This window comes from Citrobacter sp. BIDMC107 (genome assembly GCF_001037575.1).
GTDB lineage: Bacteria > Pseudomonadota > Gammaproteobacteria > Enterobacterales > Enterobacteriaceae > Citrobacter > Citrobacter freundii.
The window spans coordinates 648,035-670,142 of record NZ_KQ089848.1 but is presented as its reverse complement, the minus strand read 5'-3'; the positions used below and the strand labels follow the sequence as shown (position 1 = coordinate 670,142).

Genomic DNA, 22,108 nt, shown 5'->3' with positions numbered 1-22,108 from the left:
TCCCTGGAAGGATTAACTGGCTTTTTTAATATGCGGGAGATCGAAGGCTTTGCGCAGTGCACGAACAAATGCTTTATCGTGGCAGATGGTTTTACCCGGGCTGTCAGATAACTTCGCCACTGGTTTGCCGTTACATTCCACCAGCTTAATTACGATATTAAGCGGCTTAACCTGTGGAATGTCGCATGTTAGCCGTGTCCCAATACCAAAACTCAACTGTACGCGGGAAGAGAAGTGGCGGTAGAGTTCAATCGCTTTTTTCAGATCGAGGTTATCTGAAAAGACCAACGTTTTGCTCAGCGGATCAATACCCAGTTTTTCATAATGGGCGATGGCTTTTTCACCCCATTCCACCGGATCGCCTGAGTCATGGCGTAATCCCTGGTAGCGGGTCGCAAACTCAACGCCAAAGTCGCGTAAAAATGCGTCCATGGTGATGCAATCGGTCAATGCAATGCCGAGTTGATCAGGATACTCATTTAACCAGGCGGCCAGGGCTACACGTTGGCTGGTGGCAAGTTCAGGACTGATTTGCTGATGAGCCTGGAACCACTCATGCGCCTGCGTACCCATTGGGGTTAATGACAGGCGGCGGGCCAGATCGTAGTTACTGGTGCCGACAAACCAGGGCTCTTGCTGCAGGCGTTTAACGATAGCCTGCTGTACTTCGCGCGAAAAACGACGACGCGTACCGAAATCCATCAAATGGAAGCGGGACATATCGACATCTTTTGTTAAAGCAGAGAATTCTACTAGTTTGCTTTCCAGCTCATCGAGTGCCTGCGGGACGCCTGATTCAGGTGAGCGGTAACGGTGTACCAGTTCGCTAATCACCGCTAACAGCGGGACTTCCCACATGATCACTTCACGCCACGGACCGGTTAAGCGGATGTTTAGCTTACCGTTATCATTGGTGACGCAAACCTGTTCCGGGTTATAGCGGAAATCACGTAACCAGGTGAGGTAATCAGCTTTAAAGAAAGGCAGGCCGGAGAGCCACTGGTACTCATCCTCCTGCAGTCGCAGGTGCTGCATAGCATTCACCTGCTCACGAATAGAATCGGCATAAATACCGAGCAGGTCATCGCCACGGCAACGAAATTCAGCCGCTACTTGTACGTCATAGTAGTGGTGAAAAACGGCTTGCTGCATATGCAACTTATAAGCGTCTGTATCCAGCAGCGAGTGCAGAACAGGAGAAGCGAATTGTGTCATAGGTGCGCAGTAGCATCCTCTCACGGGAGCGTTTAGTACAATAAACAACTAAGAAAACCGCTGGAGTATACCCTGTTTAGCGATTTATTGAACCCCGATCACACCATAAGCTCTCTTTCTGGTCGAGGGCAATTCGTGCCACGTGTTATAAAAATGTAGCAAAAAGGGTGTTTGTGCCTGAAAAGATGAACATTCTGCGTAGCGCGATTTACGCAACAGGAATAGACTGAAGCCGAGACTCTATTAAAGATGCTAAAGGTTTTTTTATGACACAACAGCCACAAGCCAAATACCGTCACGACTATCGTGCGCCGGATTACCAGATTACTGATATTGATTTGACCTTTGACCTGGATGCTGAAAAAACCGTGGTCACCGCAGTGAGCCAGGTTGTCCGTCATGGCGCGTCCGACGCGCCCCTGCGCCTGAATGGCGAAGATCTGACCCTGGTGTCGATCCACGTAAACGACGAGCTGTGGACAGAGTATAGAGAAGAAGAGGGCGCTCTGGTCATCAATCAACTGCCGGAACGTTTTACGCTGCGTATCGTGAATGAAATTAGCCCAGCGGCGAATACCGCGCTGGAAGGGCTGTACAAGTCAGGCGATGCGCTGTGTACCCAGTGCGAAGCAGAAGGTTTCCGCCATATTACCTGGTATCTTGATCGCCCGGACGTGCTGGCGCGTTTTACTACCAAAATAATCGCCGATAAAACGCAATATCCGTTCCTGCTCTCCAACGGTAACCGCGTGGCGCAGGGTGAACTGGAAAATGGTCGCCACTGGGTTCAGTGGCAGGATCCATTCCCGAAACCGTGCTATTTATTTGCGCTGGTGGCCGGTGATTTTGACGTCCTGCGCGATACTTTTACTACCCGCTCAGGGCGTGAAGTGGCACTGGAACTGTACGTCGATCGCGGTAACCTGGACCGCGCGCCATGGGCGATGACCTCGCTGAAAAACTCCATGAAATGGGATGAAGAGCGCTTTGGCCTCGAGTATGACCTCGACATCTATATGATTGTCGCTGTGGATTTCTTCAACATGGGCGCGATGGAGAATAAAGGTCTGAACATCTTTAACTCCAAATACGTGCTGGCGCGTACCGATACCGCCACCGACAAAGATTACCTCGATATTGAGCGCGTCATCGGTCACGAATATTTCCATAACTGGACCGGCAACCGCGTGACCTGTCGCGACTGGTTCCAGTTGAGCCTGAAAGAGGGTTTAACTGTGTTCCGCGATCAGGAGTTCAGTTCCGATCTCGGCTCACGTGCGGTAAACCGCATCAGCAATGTGCGTACCATGCGCGGTCTGCAGTTTGCTGAGGACGCCAGCCCGATGGCGCATCCTATCCGCCCGGATATGGTCATCGAAATGAACAACTTCTATACCCTGACCGTGTACGAGAAGGGTGCGGAAGTGATTCGTATGATCCACACCCTGCTGGGTGAGGCTAACTTCCAGAAAGGGATGCAGCTGTACTTTGAGCGTCACGACGGTAGCGCTGCAACCTGTGATGATTTTGTGCAGGCGATGGAAGATGCGTCTAACGTTGATCTCTCCCATTTCCGCCGCTGGTACAGTCAGTCCGGTACGCCGATTCTGACCGTGCGTGATGACTATAACCCATCAACTGAACAGTACACGCTGACCATTAGCCAGCGCACGCCGGCCACGCCGGATCAGGCTGAAAAACAACCGCTGCATATTCCATTCGCTCTCGAGTTGTATGACAACGAAGGGAAAGTGATCCCGCTACAAAAAGGCGGGCACCCGGTGAATTCCGTACTCAACGTCACCCAGGCAGAGCAGACGTTTGTCTTTGATAACGTCTACTTCCAGCCGGTTCCGGCGCTGCTGTGCGAATTCTCCGCGCCGGTAAAACTGGAATATAAATGGAGCGATCAGCAACTGACCTTCCTGATGCGTCACGCGCGTAATGATTTCTCTCGTTGGGACGCGGCGCAAAGCCTGCTGGCGACCTACATTAAGCTCAACGTTGCCCGCCATCAGCAGGGACAGCCGCTGTCGCTGCCGGTACACGTGGCCGATGCATTCCGCGCAGTTTTGCTGGATGAGAAAATCGATCCGGCGCTGGCGGCAGAGATCCTGACGCTGCCTTCAGTAAATGAAATTGCCGAACTGTTCGACATCATTGATCCGGTGGCGATAACCGAAGTTCGCGAAGCGTTAACCCGCACGCTGGCGGCCGAGCTGGCGGATGAATTCCTCGCCATCTATAACGCTAATCATCTTGATGAGTACCGCGTTGAGCATGCCGATATTGGCAAGCGTACGCTGCGTAACGCCTGCCTGCGATTCCTGGCTTTTGGCGAAACCCATCTGGCTGACACGCTGGTAAGCAAGCAGTACCGTGAAGCGAACAATATGACCGATGCGCTGGCGGCGATATCCGCGGCAGTCGCTGCGCAGCTTCCTTGTCGTGACGCGTTGATGCAGGAGTATGACAATAAGTGGCACCATGACGGTCTGGTGATGGATAAATGGTTTATCCTGCAATCCACCAGCCCGGCTAGAAACGTGCTGGAAACGGTACGCGGCCTGTTGAAGCATCGCTCTTTTAGCATGAGTAACCCAAACCGCATCCGTTCGCTGATCGGTGCCTTCGCGGGCAGCAACCCGGCAGCATTCCATGCGGAAGATGGTAGCGGTTATCAGTTCCTGGTTGACATGCTGACTGAGCTCAACAGCCGTAACCCGCAGGTGGCGTCACGCCTGATTGAGCCGCTGATTCGCTTAAAACGTTATGATGCAAAACGTCAGGCGAAGATGCGTGCGGCGCTGGAACAGCTGAAAGGTCTGGAGAATCTCTCCGGCGATCTGTTCGAAAAGATCTCTAAAGCGTTAGCCTGATAATATTGCCGGATGGGTCCGGCCTACCATTCACGCGTAGGCCGGATAAGCGGTAGCGCCATCCGGCATTTTTAACCTTGCTTGCGTAGCTGAACTTCATTGTCGCTGCGCTGCATCACCCGGTTCAACACCTCGGCTTCCAGTTCTGTCAGACGCACGGAACCAATCCGGCGAGGTCGTGCAATATCCACCGTTAAATCCAGCCCGATTTTTCCGTCTTCAATCAGCAAAACGCGATCGGCCATTGCTACCGCTTCGCTGACGTCATGGGTGACCAACAGTACGGTAAAGCCGTGCTCTTGCCATAAAGAGACGATCAGCTCCTGCATTTCAAGGCGGGTTAAGGCATCCAGTGCGCCGAGGGGTTCATCCAGCAGCAGCAGACCAGGGCGATGAATTAATGCCCGGGCCAGGGCCACGCGCTGTTTTTGTCCGCCAGAAAGCGCTGCGGGCCACTCCTGAGCACGATTCTCCAGTCCAACGGCGGCCAGCGCATCTCGGGCCGCATTGTGCCAGTGACCTTTCAGACCCAGACCGACGTTATCGATAACCGTCTTCCATGGCAGCAAACGCGCATCCTGAAACATCATACGCGTATCATCCTGAATTTCCGCCAGTGGGGTGGTTCCGGCAAGTAATGCGCCTGAGGTGGGCGACTCCAACCCTGCCAGCAGACGCAGCAACGTGCTTTTACCACCACCGCTGCGGCCAACCACGGCAACGAACTGCCCGGCCTGTATATGCAAATCTAACTGATTGAGCACCGTATTGGCGGCGTATTGTTTTGTCACGGCGCTCAGCAACAGCGGCGTACCCTGGTTCAAGCGAGCGGTATTCATACGGTAGCCTCCTTTATATGGTAAGCCGGGTGCCAGCGCAGCCAGACTCGCTCCAGCAATTGGGCGCTGACGTCGGCAAGTTTGCCGAGTAAGGCGTAGAGAATAATGGCCACCACGACCACATCGGTTTGCAGAAATTCGCGGGCGTTCATCGCCAGGTAGCCAATACCGGCATTGGCTGAAATGGTTTCTGCGACGATAAGCGTCAGCCACATCAGCCCGAGAGCGAAACGCACGCCGACCATAATTGAGGGCAGGGCGCCAGGGAGGATGACATGAACAAACAGTGAAAAGCCGGACAACCCATAGCTACGCGCCATTTCTACCAGCCCACGATCGATATTACGGATCCCATGCCAGGTGTTGATGTAAATCGGGAACAGCGTGCCTAACGCAACGAGAAAGATCTTGGCGGATTCATCAATGCCGAACCACAAAATCACCAGCGGGATCAGCGCCAGATGCGGTACGTTACGCAGCATCTGCACCGAGGTATCCAGCAAGCGTTCTCCCCAACGCGAAAGACCGCTGATCAGTCCCAGCGTCAGGCCAATCGATCCACCGATGGAGAATCCGATCAGCGCGCGCCAGGAACTGATGGCCAGATGCTGCCAAAGCTCGCCGCTGGCGGAAAGCGTCCAGAAGGCTTCGATAACACCCTCCGGAGAGGGTAGTATGCGGTTGGACAGCCAGCCCATTGATGATGCGAGCTGCCAGAGCGCCACCAGACCTACCGGTAAAAACCAGGGCGCGAGGCGCAATAACCATATGTTTTTCGTCGTTGCCATTAGCCGCTCCTTAGCTTTGTGCGACTTTGCGCGGGATGAATTCGTTTGCAATCGCTTCTCCTTGCTGTTGCAGGCGCTGCGGTTGCGGAATTTCTGGTATCGCGACATCCAGATGCGGGAACAGCAGCTCACCAACCTTGTACGCTTCTTCCAGATGCGGATAGCCGGACAGCACAAAGCTGTCGATGCCCAGCGCGGCATACTCGTTAATACGTGCTGCGACCGTAGGACCGTCTCCAACCAGTGCGGTCCCTGCGCCACCGCGTACCAGTCCTACCCCTGCCCACAGGTTCGGGCTAATTTCCAGTTTGTCGCGTTTACCGTTGTGCAGTGCAGCCATTCGATGCTGACCAACCGAATCCGTTTTTGAGAAGGCGGCCTGGGCTTTGGCGATGGTGTCGTCATCCAGATGGGCTATCAGACGATCCGCTGCCTGCCATGCCTCGTGCGTTGTCTCTCGTACGATCACATGCAGACGAATACCGAAGCGAATCTTGCGCCCGAGCGCCGCTGCTTTGGCCCGCACCTGTTCAATCTTCGCTTTCACCTGTTCGGGCGGCTCGCCCCAGGTCAGGTAGAGATCAACCTGTTCTGCAGCAAGATCTTGTGCGACATCAGACGAGCCGCCGAAATAAAGCGGTGGTCGGGGTTGTTGTACGGGAGGGAAAAACAGCTTCGCGCCGCGGACGTGAATATGTTTGCCGTTGAAATCCACCGTTTCACCTTGCAGCAAGCGCCGCCAGACCTGAGTAAATTCAGCAGAGGCTTCATAGCGCTCGGTGTGATCGAGGAACACGCCGTCGCCTGCCAGTTCCTGTGGATCGCTGCCGGTCACCAGGTTAAATAACGCCCGGCCATTTGAGAGTCTGTCGAGCGTTGCAGCCTGACGTGCGGCAACCGTTGGCGAGGTAACGCTTGGACGCAGCGCGACCAGAAACTTTAATCGCTGGGTGACCGGGATCATCGAGGCGGCGACCAGCCAGGCATCTTCGCAAGAGCGACCAGTTGGGATCAGAACGCCGGTAAACCCAAGACGATCGGCCGTTTGCGCGATTTGTTGCAGATAACCGTGATCGACAGGGCGCGAACCCTCTTCCGTTCCAAGATAATGACCGTCACCATGGGTGGGTAAAAACCAAAACATGTTCAGACTCATAATTTTTCTCCTGCCTGCTGAGTGGGTTGCCAGATACGCTGGCGAATATCGATTTTTTTCGGCACCAGACGGTTGTCATAAAACAGATCGGCGGTTTGTTGTTGCAGGGCTGCAACAGAGGCGTTGACTGGCACAATGGTGGTTGGCGGACGGTGATCCAGATAAGACGCAATCACCGGTTCTGATAGTCCCATGGTTTTGGCCAGCAGGGTAATACTTTGCTGGCGCTGGCTGAGGGTTAACGCATCGGCCTGGCTAAAGGTATCCAGTACGCCAATAACAAATGCGCCATTTTTCTCGGCATAGGGACGGGCGGCGAGATAAAACGAACCGGTTTGCTTGAGGTCTGAGCCGTCTTTTAGCACGCGTACATCACCTTGCAGTAACGCGGCGGAATAATAGGGGTCCCAGATAGCCCATGCATCAACGTTTCCTTGCTGAAAGGCTGCTCGCGCGTCGGCGGGAGTCAGATAGGTCGGTTGAATATCGGTGAATTTCAGTCCAGCCTGTTGCAGCGCCCGGAGTAGTAAATTGTGGGCGCTGGAACCTTTCTGGAAAGCGACTTTATGTCCTTTAAGCTGCGCGACGCTCTGGATCGGGCTATTTTTCGGCACCAGAATCACTTCGGCTTTCGGCTTGGGCGGCTCGACGCCCACGTAAACCAGATCGGCTCCGGCAGCCTGGGCGAAAATTGGCGGAATATCACCGGTGCTGCCGAGATCGATACTGCCGATGTTGAGCGCTTCCAGCATTTGCGGCCCAGCCGGGAATTCAATCCACGAGATTTTAGTCTGCGGATAGCGTTTCTCCAGTAGCTGATGGCTTTTGGCCAGTACCATACTGACGCTTCCTTTCTGGTAACCAATACGCAAGGCATCGGGGGCCGATTCTGCGGCATGCCCCAGAGTTGATAGCGACAACAACCCACTCAGTGCCAGCCATGACGTGTGACGCTTGAGAAGATCAAGCATGGGCGGCACCTCGCAGGGTGTTCAGTTGAGGAAGTTGGACATCGCGACGATGCAACGCCAGCCAGAAGGTATCGAGCGCACTGTCCAGACGCTGCTGAAGGTTGGGCGTAAACTGAGGTTTATGTTGATAATCAATTACCTGCGAATCATCGGCAAACACACCGTGCAGGATCTCCTGGGCCTTTAATACGCTCAGTACCGGTTTCAGCGCGTAATCGACGGCAAGCAAATGCGCCACGCTGCCGCCGGTAGCCAACGGCAAAACTACTTTCCCTTCCAGCGCTCGCTCGGGGAGCAGATCGAGCAGGGTTTTCAGGGCGCCAGAGTAAGCGGCTTTGTAGACCGGCGTGGCGACAATCAGCCCGTCTGCATCCTGCAATTGTTCGCTAAATGTCTTCAGCGCCGGACTGTCGAAACGGGCATAGATCAGGTCTTCTGGGGCAAAGTTGTGCAGATTCCAGTGAAAAACTTCCACATCCTGACCGTTTAGTTTTTCTCGAGCATATTCCAGTAACGCGCTGGAGCGAGAGGGAAAGCGTGGGCTTCCCGCCAGAGTAATGACGCGCATAATTTTAATCTCCCCTTATAACTAATTGTTTGCTTTTGCTTAACATTGATAACAATTTATGCAGTCTGGCAGAGAGATTTTGTTTATCGAAATGATTTATACGGGATAGAAAAGTCGAAAAATAAATATACCTGTCATACTTCAAGTTGCATGTGCGTTGGCTTTCCTCGCTCACCCCAGTCACGTACTGGTGTACGTTCCTGGGGATTTGCTGCGTCGCCGCCTTCCTGCAACTCGAATTATTTAGGGTGTAAAAAGCAGGGGCGAGGAAAACGATTGCTATTTATTGCCGCAGGTCAATTCCCTTTTTACTCGCGATCGCACATAATACGCCCCCGGTTTGCACACCGGGAATCCAGGAGAGTTCATGTACTACCCCTTCGTTCGTAAAGCCCTTTTTCAGCTCGATCCAGAGCGCGCTCATGAATTGACATTCCAGCAATTACGTCGCATTACCGGCACACCGCTTGAAGCGCTTGAAGCGCTTGTGCGCCAGAAAGTACCGGCAAAACCGGTTACCTGTATGGGGTTGACGTTTAAAAATCCGCTCGGGCTTGCTGCCGGACTGGATAAAGACGGGGAGTGCATTGATGCGCTCGGCGCGATGGGATTTGGTTCCATTGAGATTGGTACCGTGACGCCACGCCCTCAGCCGGGTAACGATAAACCGCGTCTGTTCCGTCTGGTCGATGCAGAAGGTTTGATCAACCGTATGGGGTTTAATAACCACGGGGTTGATAACCTGGTTGAGAATGTTAAAAAATCGCATTTTGACGGTATTCTGGGGATTAATATTGGTAAGAATAAAGATACCCCAGTAGAGAACGGCAAAGATGACTATCTGATTTGTATGGAAAAAGTCTATGCTTATGCGGGTTATATCGCTATTAATATCTCTTCACCGAATACGCCGGGATTACGTACGCTGCAATACGGCGAGGCGCTAGACGATCTCCTGACGGCAATTAAAAATAAGCAAAATGATCTGCAAACGATCCACCATAAATATGTTCCAGTGGCGGTAAAGATCGCGCCGGATCTTTCTGTGGAAGAACTGATCCAGGTTGCTGACAGTTTAGTTCGTCATAATATTGATGGCGTAATTGCGACTAACACCACGCTCGATCGTTCTCTCGTTCAAGGAATGAAAAATTGCGATCAAATGGGTGGCCTGAGCGGTCGACCGTTACAATTAAAAAGTACAGAAATTATTCGCCAGTTGTCTCAGGAATTAAAAGGCCAACTGCCGATTATTGGTGTTGGTGGTATCGACTCGGTGATTGCTGCACGTGAGAAAATAGCTGCTGGTGCAACCCTCGTACAGATTTATTCGGGCTTTATTTTTAAAGGTCCGCCGTTGATAAAAGAAATCGTCAGCAATATCTGAATGCTACCTTAATCACAAACCAGGGCTTTATTTCTAGCCCTGGTTGTTTTATATTCCTTTACTGTTGCTTATTTAAACATTCTGAGCTTTTATTATTAGGGCAATAAACGAAGCGGCAAAAGGATACTGTCGTAACGGTGATGATTAAGGAAAGGAGAGAAACTGATGCGAATTAAACCCGACGATAACTGGCGCTGGTATTATGATGAAGAGCATGATCGTATGATGCTCGATTTAGCCAATGGCATGTTATTCCGCTCGCGTTTTGCTCGTAAAATGCTCACTCCTGATGCATTTTCTCCGTCAGGTTTTTGTGTTGATGACGCCGCGCTTTATTTTTCCTTTGAAGAAAAATGTCGCTACCTGGATTTAGCCAAAGAACAAAAAGCGGAACTGGTGCTCAATGCGCTGGTGGCGATTCGTTATCTCAAACCGCAAATGCCGAAAAGCTGGCACTTTGTTGCGCACGGTATTAACTGGTCGCCGGTCGTGGGTGACGCTGCCTGTGTTGATTTAAGCGATACCGATGAACAGGTAAACCTGTTAGTGGTTGAGCCGGGTGAAAACGCCGCGCTTTGTCTGCTTGCGCAACCTGGTGTGGTTATCGCCGGGCGCACGATGCAGCTTGGCGATGCGATTAAAATAATGAATGACAGACTGAAACCGCAAGCAGTAGTTGACAGTTTCAGCCTTGAGCAGGCGGTTTAGCTCTCCAGCCTGATTGCCGTTTTGGGAATACAGCTGCAGCACAGAATCGTTCCGTCGTCCCCTATCGCTGATTTCTTCAACGGGCTAACTTCGCCATCTACCAGTCGAATTCGACAGCATCCGCAAATGCCTGCCCGGCATGAATAGGGAACCCGGATACCCTGGTTTTCCAGCTGCTCAAGCAATACCTGCTGATTATTTCCGCGAAAGGTCTGTCCCTGCCAGTCAATAAGCACCGTGGCATCAGGTTGTTGTTCGGGTGCAGTGTCGTCTAATTCCGCTGCGCCGTACGCCCTGGCGGGGCCGGTTGCCAAAATCTCTACCTCATCGCCGACGCGAATAACGCCACTGTTGCGTGCGATAAGATTCTGGCCGAAATCGACATCGCCATTATCTACCGCAGTACGGAAGGTTTGCAGTGTTGCGAGCGGTTCGCCGGATGGATGTTTCTGGCCTTTTTCCGGGCTAACGGTAGTGAAAATACAGCGGCTACAGGGTTTTGCAACATCAAAAATGACGTCGCCAATACGAATCACTTTCCAGGTATCTTCTTCCCAGGCGCCAGCTCCCGAAACCACCAGATTGGGGCGGAACTGTTCCATTTTGACGCTTGCCGGACAGCGCTGTTGCACATCGCGCAGGGATGCTTCGTTGGCCAGCAGATAGGGATAACCATCAGCGAAGGATAAAGGAACATCAACATGTCGTTTTACACGGCGCGTCAGCTGCGGACCGACCCAGCGTAGCTGCACGTCACGGGAGAAAAAACTGCTAAGCCACTGGTTAATAGCCACTGGCGCAATGCGCGCGGTAAAATGATTTCCCCATACTTCAGTTGGCGCATCCTGGGTGGCGAAGTCGGCAAATCGTACGAGCGCACTGCTGCCGTCTGGAGCCGTAAGATGCAGCCCATCGTGGAATGGGGAAGGCGTAAAACGGACCATTTGTGGGAACTGGCGGGCGGTTATGAACGTTCCGTCAGGTTCAGTGATCATAAATATGCGATCAAAGGCGAGACCGCTAATATCTGCCAGGGCATGCGTAAGCCCAATGCCGCGCATTGATTTAACCGGATGAATAAAAAGTCGGGTTAACGTGACCACTGTACAGCCCCTCGAATGAAAATAAGCCTTCAACTTTATGACATACAGCCCATATTAGCTATAATGCGCAGCAATTTTCTCGGAGTAAAAGTGACATTATGAATTCTCTGTTTGCCAGTACGGCCCGCGGGCTGGAAGAGCTGTTAAAAACTGAACTGGAAAACCTCGGCGCGCTGGAGTGTCAGGTCGTTCAGGGTGGGGTCCATTTTAAGGGCGACACGCGGCTTGTTTACCAGAGCCTGATGTGGAGTCGCCTGGCCTCGCGCATTATCCTGCCGATGGGAGAGTGCAAGGTCTACAGCGATCTTGATCTGTACCTCGGCGTTCAGGCAATCGACTGGACAGAGATATTTAACCCTGGTGCTACGTTTGCCGTTCATTTTAGCGGCCTGAACGAAACCATTCGTAACAGCCAGTACGGCGCGCTAAAGGTCAAGGATGCGATTGTCGATGCATTTACCCGTAAAAATATGCCGCGTCCGAATGTGGATCGTGAATCTCCGGATCTGCGCATCAACGTCTGGTTGAATAAAGATACCGCCAGCATTGCGCTCGATCTGAGCGGTGATGGTTTGCACCAGCGTGGCTATCGCGATCGCGCGGGTCAGGCACCGATTAAAGAAACGCTGGCCGCCGCTATTGTTATGCGTTCTGGCTGGCAACCGGGAACCCCGTTACTCGATCCGATGTGTGGTTCCGGCACACTGCTGATTGAAGCGGCGATGTGGGCAACCGATCGCGCGCCGGGTCTGCACCGCGGGTACTGGGGCTTCAGCGGTTGGGCGCAGCACGACGAAGCCGTCTGGCAAGAAGTTAAAGCCGAAGCGCAGGTGCGTGCGCGTAAGGGACTGGCTGACTATACCTCGCATTTTTATGGATCCGACAGCGATGCGCGAGTGATTGAAAAAGCGCGCAGTAACGCTCGCCGCGCCGGTATCGCCGATCTGATGACGTTTGACGTTAAAGATGTCGCCAAACTGAGCAATCCGTTGCCGAAAGGACCGTATGGGACAGTTATCAGTAACCCGCCTTACGGCGAACGTCTGGATAGCGAACCGGCGCTGATTGCCCTGCACAGCCTGCTGGGCCGTACGATGAAAAACCAGTTTGGCGGCTGGAATTTGTCGCTGTTCAGCGCCTCTCCGGATCTGCTCAGCAGCCTGCAATTACGTGCCGACAAGCAGTTCAAGGCGAAAAACGGCCCGCTGGATTGTGTGCAGAAAAACTATCACGTTGCAGAGACCACCGCGGACAGCAAGCCTGCCACGGTCGCGGAAGATTATGCTAACCGCCTGCGCAAGAACATCAAGAAACTGGAAAAATGGGCGCGTCAGGAAGGCATTGAATGTTATCGCCTGTATGACGCTGACCTGCCGGAATACAACGTTGCTGTGGATCGTTACGGTGAGTGGGTCGTGGTTCAGGAATATGCTCCACCGAAGACAGTTGATGCACAAAAAGCGCGTCAACGCCTGTTTGACATTATTGCCGCAACGCTGTCAGTACTGGAAATCGCGCCCAATAAACTGGTGCTGAAAACCCGTGAACGCCAGAAAGGCAAGAATCAGTATCAGAAGATGAATGAGAAGGGTGAATTCATTGAGGTAAGCGAGTACAACGCGCGCCTGTGGGTGAACCTGACTGACTACCTTGATACGGGTTTATTCCTCGATCACCGTATTGCGCGCCGTATGCTGGGGCAGATGAGTAAAGGTAAGGACTTCCTTAACCTGTTCTCCTACACCGGCAGCGCCAGCGTACATGCAGGATTGGGCGGTGCGCGTAGCACCACGACGGTTGATATGTCGCGTACCTATCTGGAATGGGCGGAACGCAACCTGCGTCTGAACGGCCTGAGCGGTCGCGCTCACCGTTTAATTCAGGCCGATTGCCTGGGCTGGTTGCGTGATGCCAATGAACAGTTTGATCTGATTTTCATCGATCCACCGACGTTCTCTAACTCAAAACGTATGGAAGACTCGTTTGATGTGCAGCGCGATCATCTGGCGCTGATGAAAGATCTGAAACGTCTGCTGCGTAAAGACGGCACGATCATGTTCTCCAACAACAAACGTGGGTTCCGTATGGATCTCGACGGTTTGGCTGAACTGGGATTGAAAGCACAAGAAATCACCCAAAAAACGCTTTCCCAGGACTTTGCCCGTAACCGTCAGATCCACAATTGCTGGCTGATTACCGCAGCCTGAAAGGAAAATTAAATGTCATTAATCAGTATGCATGGTGCATGGCTGTCGTTCAGCGATGCGCCGCTTCTTGATAATGCTGAACTGCATATCGAAGATAACGAGCGGGTCTGTCTGGTTGGCCGTAATGGCGCGGGCAAATCGACGCTGATGAAGATCCTGAACCGTGAACAGGGTCTTGACGATGGGCGTATTATTTATGAGCAGGATCTGGTTGTGGCGCGTCTGCAGCAGGATCCGCCGCGCAACGTGCAGGGTAGCGTCTACGATTTTGTCGCCGAAGGGATTGCAGAACAGGCGGTTTACCTCAAGCGTTATCACGATATCTCGCATCTGGTGATCGCCGATCCGAGTGATAAAAACCTCCAGGAACTGGCGAAGGTTCAGGAACAGCTGGATCACCACAATCTGTGGCAGCTGGAAAACCGTATTAATGAAGTACTGGAACAGCTTGGCCTGGAAGCAGACATGGAGCTGGCATCGCTTTCCGGCGGCTGGCTACGTAAGGCGGCGCTGGGCCGCGCGTTAGTGAGCAACCCGCGCGTGCTGCTGTTGGATGAACCGACGAACCACCTGGATATTGAAACCATCGACTGGCTGGAAGGGTTCCTGAAAACCTTCAATGGGACAATTATTTTCATTTCCCATGACCGTTCATTTATCCGCAATATGGCAACGCGTATTGTCGATCTTGACCGCGGCAAGCTGGTGACCTATCCGGGGAGTTACGATCAGTATCTGCTGGATAAAGAAGAAGCGTTGCGCGTAGAAGAGTTACAAAACGCGGAATTTGACCGCAAGTTGGCGCAGGAAGAAGTCTGGATCCGTCAGGGTATCAAAGCGCGTCGTACGCGTAACGAAGGTCGCGTGCGCGCACTGAAAGCCATGCGTCGCGAGCGTGGCGAACGTCGCGAAGTGATGGGCACAGCGAAGATGCAAGTCGAAGAGGCTAGCCGTTCAGGCAAGATTGTTTTCGAAATGGAGAATGTGGATTACCAGGTTGACGGAAAGCAGCTGGTGAAAGATTTCTCCGCGCAGGTGCAGCGTAGCGACAAGATCGCGCTAATCGGACCTAACGGCTGCGGCAAAACAACGCTGCTGAAGTTGATGTTAGGTCAGCTTCAGGCTGACAGCGGACGCATTCACGTCGGTACCAAACTGGAAGTGGCCTATTTCGATCAGCACCGCGCCGAACTGGATCCCGATAAAACCGTGATGGACAACCTGGCTGAAGGTAAGCAAGAGGTGATGGTTAACGGTAAACCTCGCCATGTGTTGGGTTACCTGCAGGACTTCCTGTTCCATCCGAAACGTGCGATGACGCCAGTACGTGCGCTCTCTGGCGGGGAACGTAATCGCCTGTTATTGGCGCGTTTGTTCCTGAAACCCAGCAATCTGTTGATTCTCGATGAACCAACTAACGATCTTGACGTCGAAACGCTGGAACTGCTCGAAGAATTGATTGATAGCTACCAGGGCACCGTGCTGCTGGTGAGCCACGACCGTCAGTTTGTCGATAATACCGTGACCGAATGCTGGATCTTCGAAGGCGGCGGTAAAATTGGTCGTTATGTCGGCGGTTATCATGATGCGCGCAGTCAGCAATCGCAGTATGTGGCGTTTAAGCAGCCAGTTGCGAAAAAAACAGAGGAGCCAGCCGCTCCTAAAGCAGAAATTGTCAAACGCGGCACCAGCAAACTAAGCTATAAACTGCAGCGCGAACTGGAGCAGCTCCCCGCGTTGCTTGAAGAACTGGAAGCTAAGCTGGAAGCCTTACAGGCTCAGGTTGCTGACGCCGCGTTTTTCAGTCAGCCTCACGAGCAAACGCAACAGGTGTTAGCTAATTTGAACGAAGCGGAACAAGAACTTGAGCAAGCCTTTGAGCGCTGGGAGTATCTTGAGTCTTTGAAGAATGGCGCATAATTAAAGGAGCACCTATGTGCGAACATCACCATGCCGCGAAGCATATTTTGTGCTCGCAGTGTGACATGCTGGTGGCGTTACCTCGCCTTGAGCATGGTCAGAAAGCGGCATGTCCACGATGTGGCACTACGTTAACCGTTGAGTGGGACGCGCCCCGGCAGCGTCCCACTGCCTATGTTTTAGCCGCACTATTTATGCTGCTGCTGTCAAACCTCTTTCCCTTTGTGAATATGAACGTCGCAGGGGTGAGTAGTGAAGTGACGTTGCTGCAAATTCCCAGCGTGCTCTTTTCTGAAGATTACGCCAGTCTCGGCACCTTCTTTATCTTATTCGTTCAGCTGGTTCCGGCCTTTTGCCTGCTGACGATCCTGCTACTGGTAAACCGGGTTCAGATGCCCGAGCGGCTTAAAGCATGGCTGGCGCGCATTTTGTTTCAGTTAAAAAGCTGGGGAATGGCAGAAATCTTCCTCGCCGGCGTGCTGGTGAGCTTTGTTAAGCTGATGGCCTACGGCGATATCGGCGTGGGCAGCAGCTTTATTCCGTGGTGCTTCTTTTGCGTTTTACAGTTGCGTGCATTTCAGTGCGTTGACCGTCGCTGGCTATGGGATGATATTGCGCCAATGCCTGTCATAAAGCAGGCCTTAAAACCTGGCGTGCCTGGTATTCGACAGGGACTGCGTTCCTGCTCTTGCTGCACTGCAATACTTCCCGCTGATGAACGGGTGTGCCCACGCTGTCAGACGAAAGGCTATGTGCGGCGTAAAAACAGTCTGCAATGGACGTTGGCATTACTGTTTACGTCGATCATGCTTTATCTTCCTGCCAATATTCTGCCGATTATGATTACCGATTTGCTCGGGTCAAAGCTGCCGTCAACGATACTTGAGGGGGTGGTTTTAATCTGGAGCGAAGGCTCGTATCCGGTGGCTGCGGTTATCTTTATCGCCAGTATTATGGTGCCGACGTTGAAAATGATCGCCATTGCCTGGCTATGCTGGGACGCCAAAGGGCACGGCAAACGCGACAGTGAACGTATGCACCTGATTTATGAAGTTGTGGAATTTGTCGGTCGCTGGTCAATGATCGACGTCTTTGTGATTGCGGTACTCTCTGCGCTGGTGCGCATGGGAGGGTTAATGAACATTTATCCTGCAATGGGTGCTTTGATGTTTGCTTTAGTCGTCATTATGACAATGTTTTCTGCGCTGACATTTGATCCGCGTCTGTCGTGGGATCGTGAACCAGAACCAGGCCATGAGGAGTCCTGACAGCATGGAATCTAAAAGTGGGGAAGCCAAAGTGCAAAAGGTAAAAAACTGGTCGCCCGTGTGGATATTTCCTATCGTCACTGCACTCATTGGCGCGTGGGTTCTGTTTTATCACTACAGTCATCAGGGGCCACAGGTCACGCTTATTACCACCAATGCCGAAGGTATTGAAGGGGGCAAAACGACGATTAAGAGCCGCAGTGTGGACGTCGGCATCGTTGAGAGCGCAACCCTGACGGATGATCTGACCCATGTGGAGATTAAAGCGCGTCTTAACTCCGGAATGGAAAAGCTGCTGCATAAAGATTCTGTCTTTTGGGTGGTGAAGCCGCAGGTTGGACGTGAAGGTATAAGTGGGCTCGGCACGCTATTGTCCGGGGCTTATATTGAACTGCAGCCTGGCAATAAAGGCAGTAAGCTGGAAAATTACCAACTGCTGGATTCACCGCCGCTGGCCCCGCCAGATGCAAAAGGGATCCGTGTGATTCTGGACAGCAAAAAAGCCGGTCAGTTGAGTCCGGGCGATCCGGTGCTTTTTCGCGGCTATCGTGTAGGTTCGGTTGAAACCAGCACATTTGATGCGCAAAAGCGTACGATCAGCTATCAGCTTTTCATTAATGCGCCTAACGATCGTCTGGTGACCAGTAATGTGCGTTTCTGGAAAGACAGCGGGATCGCCGTAGATCTTACCTCAGCAGGTATGCGCGTAGAAATGGGTTCGCTCTCCACGCTGTTTGGCGGTGGTGTAAGTTTTGATGTGCCAGAAGGTTTAGAGCAGGGCGAGCCGGTCGCACAACAGTCAGCGTTTAATCTTTATGACGATCAAAAAAGTATTCAGGATTCACTGTATACCGATCATATCGATTATCTGATGTTCTTTAAAGATTCGATTCGTGGCCTGCAGCCTGGTGCGCCGCTGGAATTCCGTGGCATCCGCTTGGGTACGGTGAGTAAAGTACCTTTCTTCTCACCGAATATGCGCCAGGTATTCAACAATGATTACCGCATTCCGGTGCTGGTACGCATCGAACCAGAACGTCTGAAGGCGCAGCTGGGCGAAGATACTGATGTTGGTGCTCATCTGGCGGAATTGCTTAAACGCGGATTACGGGCATCGCTCAAAACCGGGAACCTGGTGACCGGCGCGCTGTATGTCGATCTCGACTTCTACCCGAAAGAGCCGCCGATTACTGGTGTGCGTGAATTTAATGGTTATCAAATTATTCCGACCGTGAGCGGTGGTCTGGCGCAGATCCAACAGCGTCTGATGGAAGCGTTGGATAAGATAAATAATCTGCCGTTGAACCCGATGATTGAGCAGGCAACCAATACGCTGTCGGAAAGCCAGCGCACGATGAAGCATCTGCAAACCACGCTGGATAACATGAACAAGATCACGTCCAGCCAGTCGATGCAGGATCTTCCGGCGGATATGCAGAACACGCTGCGTGAACTAAATCGTAGCATGCAGGGCTTCCAGCCTGGTTCTGCGGCCTACAACAAGATGGTGGCAGATATGCAGCGTCTTGATCAGGTGCTACGTGAACTGCAACCGGTACTGAAAACGCTGAACGATAAGAGTAATGCGCTGGTATTTGAAGCGAAGGACAAGAAAGATCCAGAGCCGAAGAGGGCGAAACAATGAAAAAGTGGCTAGTGGTGATGATGGCGGTCTGGTTGACGTCATGCAGCTCCAGCGGAGAGAATAAAAGCTATTACCAGCTCCCTATCGCACAAGGCGGTGTGCAGAGCTCCGCCAATCAGGGAAACCGTCTGCTGTGGGTTGAACAGATTGCGGTACCTGATTATCTGGCCGGTAATGGGGTGGTTTACCAGACCAGCGATGTGCAATATGTTATAGCCAATAATAATCTCTGGGCCAGCCCATTAGATCAGCAATTGCGCAATACGCTGGTTGCTAACCTCAGCATGCAGTTGCCTGGCTGGGTTGTTGCTTCGCAGCCGCTGGGAAGCACTCAGGACACGCTGAACGTCACCGTAACCGGCTTCCACGGTCGTTACGATGGTAAGGTTATCGTGAGTGGAGAATGGTTGCTGAATCATCAGGGACAACTGATCAAACGTCCATTCCACATCGAAGCTGTACAGACTAAAGACGGCTACGATGAGATGGTGAAGGTTCTTGCTAACGCCTGGAGTCAGGAAGCGGCGGCTATTGCTCAAGAGCTGAAACGCATCCCATAAGCTTAAATAATTGTAAATTATGCCGCCCCTGGCTCACCGCCCGGGGCGGTTTTTTTTATTTTTTTAGCCGTGGAGATAGCTGTTCTGACTGACTATTTTTGTACAAATGATTTAGAGGCTAGCTCACAAATATGACACTGGCGTGAATTTTGCGCATTGACGAGCCTAATGTTTAGGGGTATTCGTTTAGTGTGATTGCACACTTAGTAATCACTGTTTTCTTTTCCACCAGACCAAAAAATGAGGGAAACGAGGCATGAAGAGACAAAAACGAGATCGCCTGGAACGGGCACATCAACGTGGATATCAGGCCGGCATTGCCGGACGCTCAAAAGAAATGTGTCCCTATCAGACGCTGAATCAGAGGTCATACTGGCTGGGAGGCTGGCGAGAAGCCATGGGGGATAGGGTTTTAATGGCCTGATTCTGTCTCTTTAGATAAAAGAAACCTCCGCAGAGCGGAGGTTTCGCCTTTTTGCACACCAGATAAAACGGAGAAACGTTAATGTCTGGCTGCTACGCAGTCCTGGATTAGAACGCGGAAGTGTCCTGGAACAGACCCACTTTCAGATCGTTTGCGGTGTAGATCAGACGACCATCAACCAGCACTTCACCATCAGCCAGGCCCATGATCAGGCGACGGTTAACGATACGTTTGAAGTGAATGCGGTAAGTGACTTTCTTCGCAGTCGGCAGAACCTGGCCGGTGAATTTAACTTCACCTACGCCCAGCGCACGGCCTTTACCTTCGCCGCCCAGCCAGCCGAGATAGAATCCAACCAGCTGCCACATGGCGTCGAGACCCAGGCAGCCCGGCATCACCGGATCGCCGATAAAGTGACAACCGAAGAACCACAGGTCTGGGTTGATATCCAGTTCAGCTTCAACATAACCTTTGTCAAAGTTGCCACCGGTTTCGGTCATCTTGATGACACGGTCCATCATCAGCATGCTTGGTGCTGGCAGTTGTGGCCCTTTTGCGCCAAACAGTTCACCGCGACCAGAGGCAAGAAGGTCTTCTTTCGTATAGGATTCGCGTTTATCTACCATGTTCTCTGTAAGCCTTATTTTATTGAAGCACGCAGGATAGCTAACACGTGTACGCTGAACAAGTCCGATCAGTTCGGAATAATCCAGTTCAGCCAACGTAGCGGCCATGGAAAACGGTGACGACCTTCCTGTTGCGTAGCCGTGGCAATACGCTCCTGAATGGTTTGCATCAGCGTTGTCTGGCCTTCGCCATCCCACACCAGATTTAACAACAGTGGCAGCGCATCAGTTACGTCGTCCACCGCCCAGATAGTGAATTTTTCTTCTTCTATGGCCTGCAGCAGCGCGGGATGCAGGCTGAGGTGTCTGACGTTAGCCGAAGGAATGATAACGCCCTGCGTGCCCGTCAGCTCACGCTGCTGGCAGATGGCGAAGAAACCTTCAATTTTCTCATTCAGACCACCGACAGGTTGCGCCCGACCAAACTGATCGACAGAACCGGTAATGGCGATACTTTGATTAACAGGCACGTCGGCGAGGGCGCTGATCAATGCGCACAGTTCTGCCATAGACGCGCTGTCACCGTCCACTTCGCTGTAAGATTGCTCAAAGGTCAGCGAGGCAGAGAAGGGGATTTGCTGCTCAAGCTGGAGTTCCGACATCAGGAACGCCTGCATAATCATCATACCCTTGGCATGAATATTTCCGCCGAGCTCGGCTTTGCGCTCAATGTCCGTAAACTCGCCGTCGCCAATATGCACGACGCAACTGATACGAGAAGGCTCGCCAAATGCGCGTGGGTGGCCTGGAAACTCAATCACCGACAAGGCGTTGATCTGGCCAATACGCTCGCCTTCTGTCTCGATAAGGATCTGCTCTTGCAGAATTTCGTCCTGCATGCGTTCGGCCAGGAATCCCTCACGCCATTCACGCTGAGCCAGCATCAGGCTGAACTGCTCAGCGTTGCAGGTTTCGCTCTCGCATAACGGGGCCACCTCTTTGAACTGTCTGGTGATCCACAGCGGGTTAAGAGGCAATGTATCCTGTTCACCGGTATAGCGAACGGCTTCACGGATCAAAACCTGCCAGGCATCAGGAGCGGGGTAAGGCAAATTATTGCGCATGGCAGTATGCGTGACCCACTGACACCACTGCGTCATGGTTTCGGCATCCACGATCTGCAGATTATCTTCAAATTCGCTGTAAATGGCCTGTTCAGCCAACTCTGGTTCCATGTCCTGGAAATCCGCCAGCGATTCACGCTCACCCACCAAAATCACTTTCAGTTTAAGCGGCATAGGCGGAACAGAGACAGGCAGCGGGCGAGACTCATCAAAAGCCACCCAATCAAAACGCTCGTGGCTGACAATGGCTTTCAGACGCATCCACAACAGAGGTTGGGCCAACAGCGTGCGCAATGAGATAACCAGCACACCCCCATTGGCCTGATGTACCAGACCTGGCTGCAGCGTAATTTCGCCATTGAACTGACGTAGACAGCCAAACAGTTGTTCAGCTTCGGCCCAGTCAGCGCTGACCACCTGCGTCAACGTCGCAAAATTGTCTTCCGCTTTTTCAGCTGTACGATAACGAATAGTGTGACTGGAGATGTCGTAATGGCCGCCAGTCAGGCTTCCTGCATCCGTGTGCAGGGGACGTGCAGCCTTTGCAATAAGGTTGAGATACTCAAGCTCCTCCGGTGCTTTCACCAACATGAACGAGGATGTTGTCCAGTGCTGAAGAAGCTGCTCTAGCGCGAATTGTAAACGTGGCTGAGTATCACTAAGTAAGGTGTCGGTGTCGTCAGTGACGTGAGGCTGTGCAAATACTTCCTGATAACTGTCGGTATCAGGAACCAGATCACGCCATGCAAGTTTCGTAATGGTCAAAGTTGATGTTTTTTA

The 22,108-nt window shown here is 52.4% G+C and carries 18 protein-coding genes; 9 read left to right on the top strand and 9 right to left on the bottom strand.

The window, feature by feature from the left end; translation table 11 throughout:
- Positions 1–12: 12 nt before the first annotated feature.
- The gene (pncB, locus tag SK39_RS03305; RefSeq protein ID WP_003836860.1) at positions 13–1,215 is read right to left on the bottom strand and encodes a nicotinate phosphoribosyltransferase; all 1,203 of its coding nucleotides are present in this window, start codon (positions 1,213–1,215) and stop codon (positions 13–15) included.
- Between the two features lie 266 nt (positions 1,216–1,481).
- On the opposite strand from pncB, the gene pepN reads away from it, so the two are divergent.
- Positions 1,482–4,094, top strand: coding sequence for an aminopeptidase N (pepN, locus tag SK39_RS03300; RefSeq protein ID WP_032936314.1), 2,613 nt, complete (start codon positions 1,482–1,484; stop codon positions 4,092–4,094).
- Positions 4,095–4,165: 71 nt separating this feature from the next.
- Here pepN and ssuB read toward each other — a convergent pair whose 3' ends face one another.
- Genes ssuB through ssuE form a run of 5 tightly spaced genes read right to left on the bottom strand, consistent with a single transcriptional unit; the run spans position 4,166 to position 8,416 of the window.
- Positions 4,166–4,933, bottom strand: coding sequence for an aliphatic sulfonates ABC transporter ATP-binding protein (gene ssuB / locus SK39_RS03295; protein WP_032936311.1), 768 nt, complete (start codon positions 4,931–4,933; stop codon positions 4,166–4,168).
- On the bottom strand, positions 4,930–5,721 hold the full coding sequence (gene ssuC / locus SK39_RS03290; protein ID WP_032936308.1) for an aliphatic sulfonate ABC transporter permease SsuC: 792 nt from the start codon (positions 5,719–5,721) through the stop codon (positions 4,930–4,932). Before ssuC ends, ssuB begins: the two co-directional genes overlap by 4 nt.
- A gap of 10 nt (positions 5,722–5,731) precedes the next feature.
- The gene (gene ssuD, locus SK39_RS03285; protein ID WP_048216649.1) at positions 5,732–6,877 is read right to left on the bottom strand and encodes an FMNH2-dependent alkanesulfonate monooxygenase; all 1,146 of its coding nucleotides are present in this window, start codon (positions 6,875–6,877) and stop codon (positions 5,732–5,734) included.
- Positions 6,874–7,848 (bottom strand): sulfonate ABC transporter substrate-binding protein, encoded by a 975-nt coding sequence (locus SK39_RS03280; protein WP_048216648.1) that lies wholly within the window; start codon positions 7,846–7,848, stop codon positions 6,874–6,876. The genes ssuD and SK39_RS03280 overlap by 4 nt, the downstream gene beginning before the upstream one ends.
- On the bottom strand, positions 7,841–8,416 hold the full coding sequence (ssuE, locus tag SK39_RS03275; protein WP_048216647.1) for an NADPH-dependent FMN reductase: 576 nt from the start codon (positions 8,414–8,416) through the stop codon (positions 7,841–7,843). The genes SK39_RS03280 and ssuE overlap by 8 nt, the downstream gene beginning before the upstream one ends.
- A gap of 367 nt (positions 8,417–8,783) precedes the next feature.
- Here ssuE and pyrD point away from each other — a divergent pair, with 367 nt between their 5' ends.
- Both pyrD and zapC read left to right on the top strand, forming a co-directional pair.
- The gene (gene pyrD / locus SK39_RS03270; protein ID WP_048216646.1) at positions 8,784–9,803 is read left to right on the top strand and encodes a quinone-dependent dihydroorotate dehydrogenase; all 1,020 of its coding nucleotides are present in this window, start codon (positions 8,784–8,786) and stop codon (positions 9,801–9,803) included.
- Positions 9,804–9,968: 165 nt separating this feature from the next.
- Positions 9,969–10,511 (top strand): cell division protein ZapC, encoded by a 543-nt coding sequence (gene zapC, locus SK39_RS03265; protein ID WP_003035852.1) that lies wholly within the window; start codon positions 9,969–9,971, stop codon positions 10,509–10,511.
- Here the strand turns inward: zapC and SK39_RS03260 are convergent.
- On the bottom strand, positions 10,508–11,614 hold the full coding sequence (locus SK39_RS03260) for a YcbX family protein (protein WP_048216645.1): 1,107 nt from the start codon (positions 11,612–11,614) through the stop codon (positions 10,508–10,510). The two genes, zapC and SK39_RS03260, sit on opposite strands and share 4 nt — an antisense overlap.
- Positions 11,615–11,712: 98 nt before the next feature.
- Here SK39_RS03260 and rlmKL point away from each other — a divergent pair, with 98 nt between their 5' ends.
- The 6 genes from rlmKL (at position 11,713) to rmf (ending at position 19,638) form a co-directional block, all read left to right on the top strand.
- Positions 11,713–13,821: a bifunctional 23S rRNA (guanine(2069)-N(7))-methyltransferase RlmK/23S rRNA (guanine(2445)-N(2))-methyltransferase RlmL gene (rlmKL, locus tag SK39_RS03255; RefSeq protein WP_003035856.1), complete on the top strand. Its 2,109-nt coding sequence runs from the start codon at positions 11,713–11,715 to the stop codon at positions 13,819–13,821.
- A gap of 12 nt (positions 13,822–13,833) precedes the next feature.
- Positions 13,834–15,741, top strand: coding sequence for an ABC transporter ATP-binding protein (locus SK39_RS03250; protein WP_003836846.1), 1,908 nt, complete (start codon positions 13,834–13,836; stop codon positions 15,739–15,741).
- Positions 15,742–15,755: 14 nt separating this feature from the next.
- Positions 15,756–17,009: a membrane integrity-associated transporter subunit PqiA gene (gene pqiA / locus SK39_RS03245; protein WP_048216644.1), complete on the top strand. Its 1,254-nt coding sequence runs from the start codon at positions 15,756–15,758 to the stop codon at positions 17,007–17,009.
- Positions 17,010–17,013: 4 nt separating this feature from the next.
- Positions 17,014–18,654, top strand: coding sequence for an intermembrane transport protein PqiB (gene pqiB / locus SK39_RS03240; RefSeq protein WP_003836843.1), 1,641 nt, complete (start codon positions 17,014–17,016; stop codon positions 18,652–18,654).
- Entirely contained in the window at positions 18,651–19,214 is a 564-nt protein-coding gene (gene pqiC, locus SK39_RS03235; RefSeq protein ID WP_032936292.1) for a membrane integrity-associated transporter subunit PqiC, read from the top strand. The genes pqiB and pqiC overlap by 4 nt, the downstream gene beginning before the upstream one ends.
- A gap of 256 nt (positions 19,215–19,470) precedes the next feature.
- Positions 19,471–19,638, top strand: coding sequence for a ribosome modulation factor (gene rmf, locus SK39_RS25345; RefSeq protein ID WP_003035871.1), 168 nt, complete (start codon positions 19,471–19,473; stop codon positions 19,636–19,638).
- A 107-nt stretch (positions 19,639–19,745) separates the two neighbouring features.
- Here the strand turns inward: rmf and fabA are convergent, their stop codons facing one another.
- Positions 19,746–20,264 (bottom strand): bifunctional 3-hydroxydecanoyl-ACP dehydratase/trans-2-decenoyl-ACP isomerase, encoded by a 519-nt coding sequence (gene fabA / locus SK39_RS03230; protein WP_003035875.1) that lies wholly within the window; start codon positions 20,262–20,264, stop codon positions 19,746–19,748.
- A 68-nt stretch (positions 20,265–20,332) separates the two neighbouring features.
- Complete coding sequence (locus SK39_RS03225; RefSeq protein ID WP_048216643.1) at positions 20,333–22,093, bottom strand: AAA family ATPase; 1,761 nt, start codon at positions 22,091–22,093, stop codon at positions 20,333–20,335.
- Positions 22,094–22,108: the final 15 nt, after the last annotated feature.

Bases quoted from the DNA above. Each gene is read 5' to 3' on its own strand.
- ssuB (WP_032936311.1), bottom strand. From the start codon at position 4,933: ATGAATACCGCTCGCTTGAACCAGGGTACGCCGCTGTTGCTGAGCGCC.
- rmf (WP_003035871.1), top strand. From the start codon at position 19,471: ATGAAGAGACAAAAACGAGATCGCCTGGAACGGGCACATCAACGTGGA.
- pqiB (WP_003836843.1), top strand. From the start codon at position 17,014: ATGGAATCTAAAAGTGGGGAAGCCAAAGTGCAAAAGGTAAAAAACTGG.
- pqiA (WP_048216644.1), top strand. From the start codon at position 15,756: ATGTGCGAACATCACCATGCCGCGAAGCATATTTTGTGCTCGCAGTGT.
- fabA (WP_003035875.1), bottom strand. From the start codon at position 20,264: ATGGTAGATAAACGCGAATCCTATACGAAAGAAGACCTTCTTGCCTCT.
- ssuD (WP_048216649.1), bottom strand. From the start codon at position 6,877: ATGAGTCTGAACATGTTTTGGTTTTTACCCACCCATGGTGACGGTCAT.
- pyrD (WP_048216646.1), top strand. From the start codon at position 8,784: ATGTACTACCCCTTCGTTCGTAAAGCCCTTTTTCAGCTCGATCCAGAG.
- pncB (WP_003836860.1), bottom strand. From the start codon at position 1,215: ATGACACAATTCGCTTCTCCTGTTCTGCACTCGCTGCTGGATACAGAC.
- SK39_RS03280 (WP_048216648.1), bottom strand. From the start codon at position 7,848: ATGCTTGATCTTCTCAAGCGTCACACGTCATGGCTGGCACTGAGTGGG.
- pepN (WP_032936314.1), top strand. From the start codon at position 1,482: ATGACACAACAGCCACAAGCCAAATACCGTCACGACTATCGTGCGCCG.
- ssuE (WP_048216647.1), bottom strand. From the start codon at position 8,416: ATGCGCGTCATTACTCTGGCGGGAAGCCCACGCTTTCCCTCTCGCTCC.
- SK39_RS03250 (WP_003836846.1), top strand. From the start codon at position 13,834: ATGTCATTAATCAGTATGCATGGTGCATGGCTGTCGTTCAGCGATGCG.
- pqiC (WP_032936292.1), top strand. From the start codon at position 18,651: ATGAAAAAGTGGCTAGTGGTGATGATGGCGGTCTGGTTGACGTCATGC.
- rlmKL (WP_003035856.1), top strand. From the start codon at position 11,713: ATGAATTCTCTGTTTGCCAGTACGGCCCGCGGGCTGGAAGAGCTGTTA.
- zapC (WP_003035852.1), top strand. From the start codon at position 9,969: ATGCGAATTAAACCCGACGATAACTGGCGCTGGTATTATGATGAAGAG.
- ssuC (WP_032936308.1), bottom strand. From the start codon at position 5,721: ATGGCAACGACGAAAAACATATGGTTATTGCGCCTCGCGCCCTGGTTT.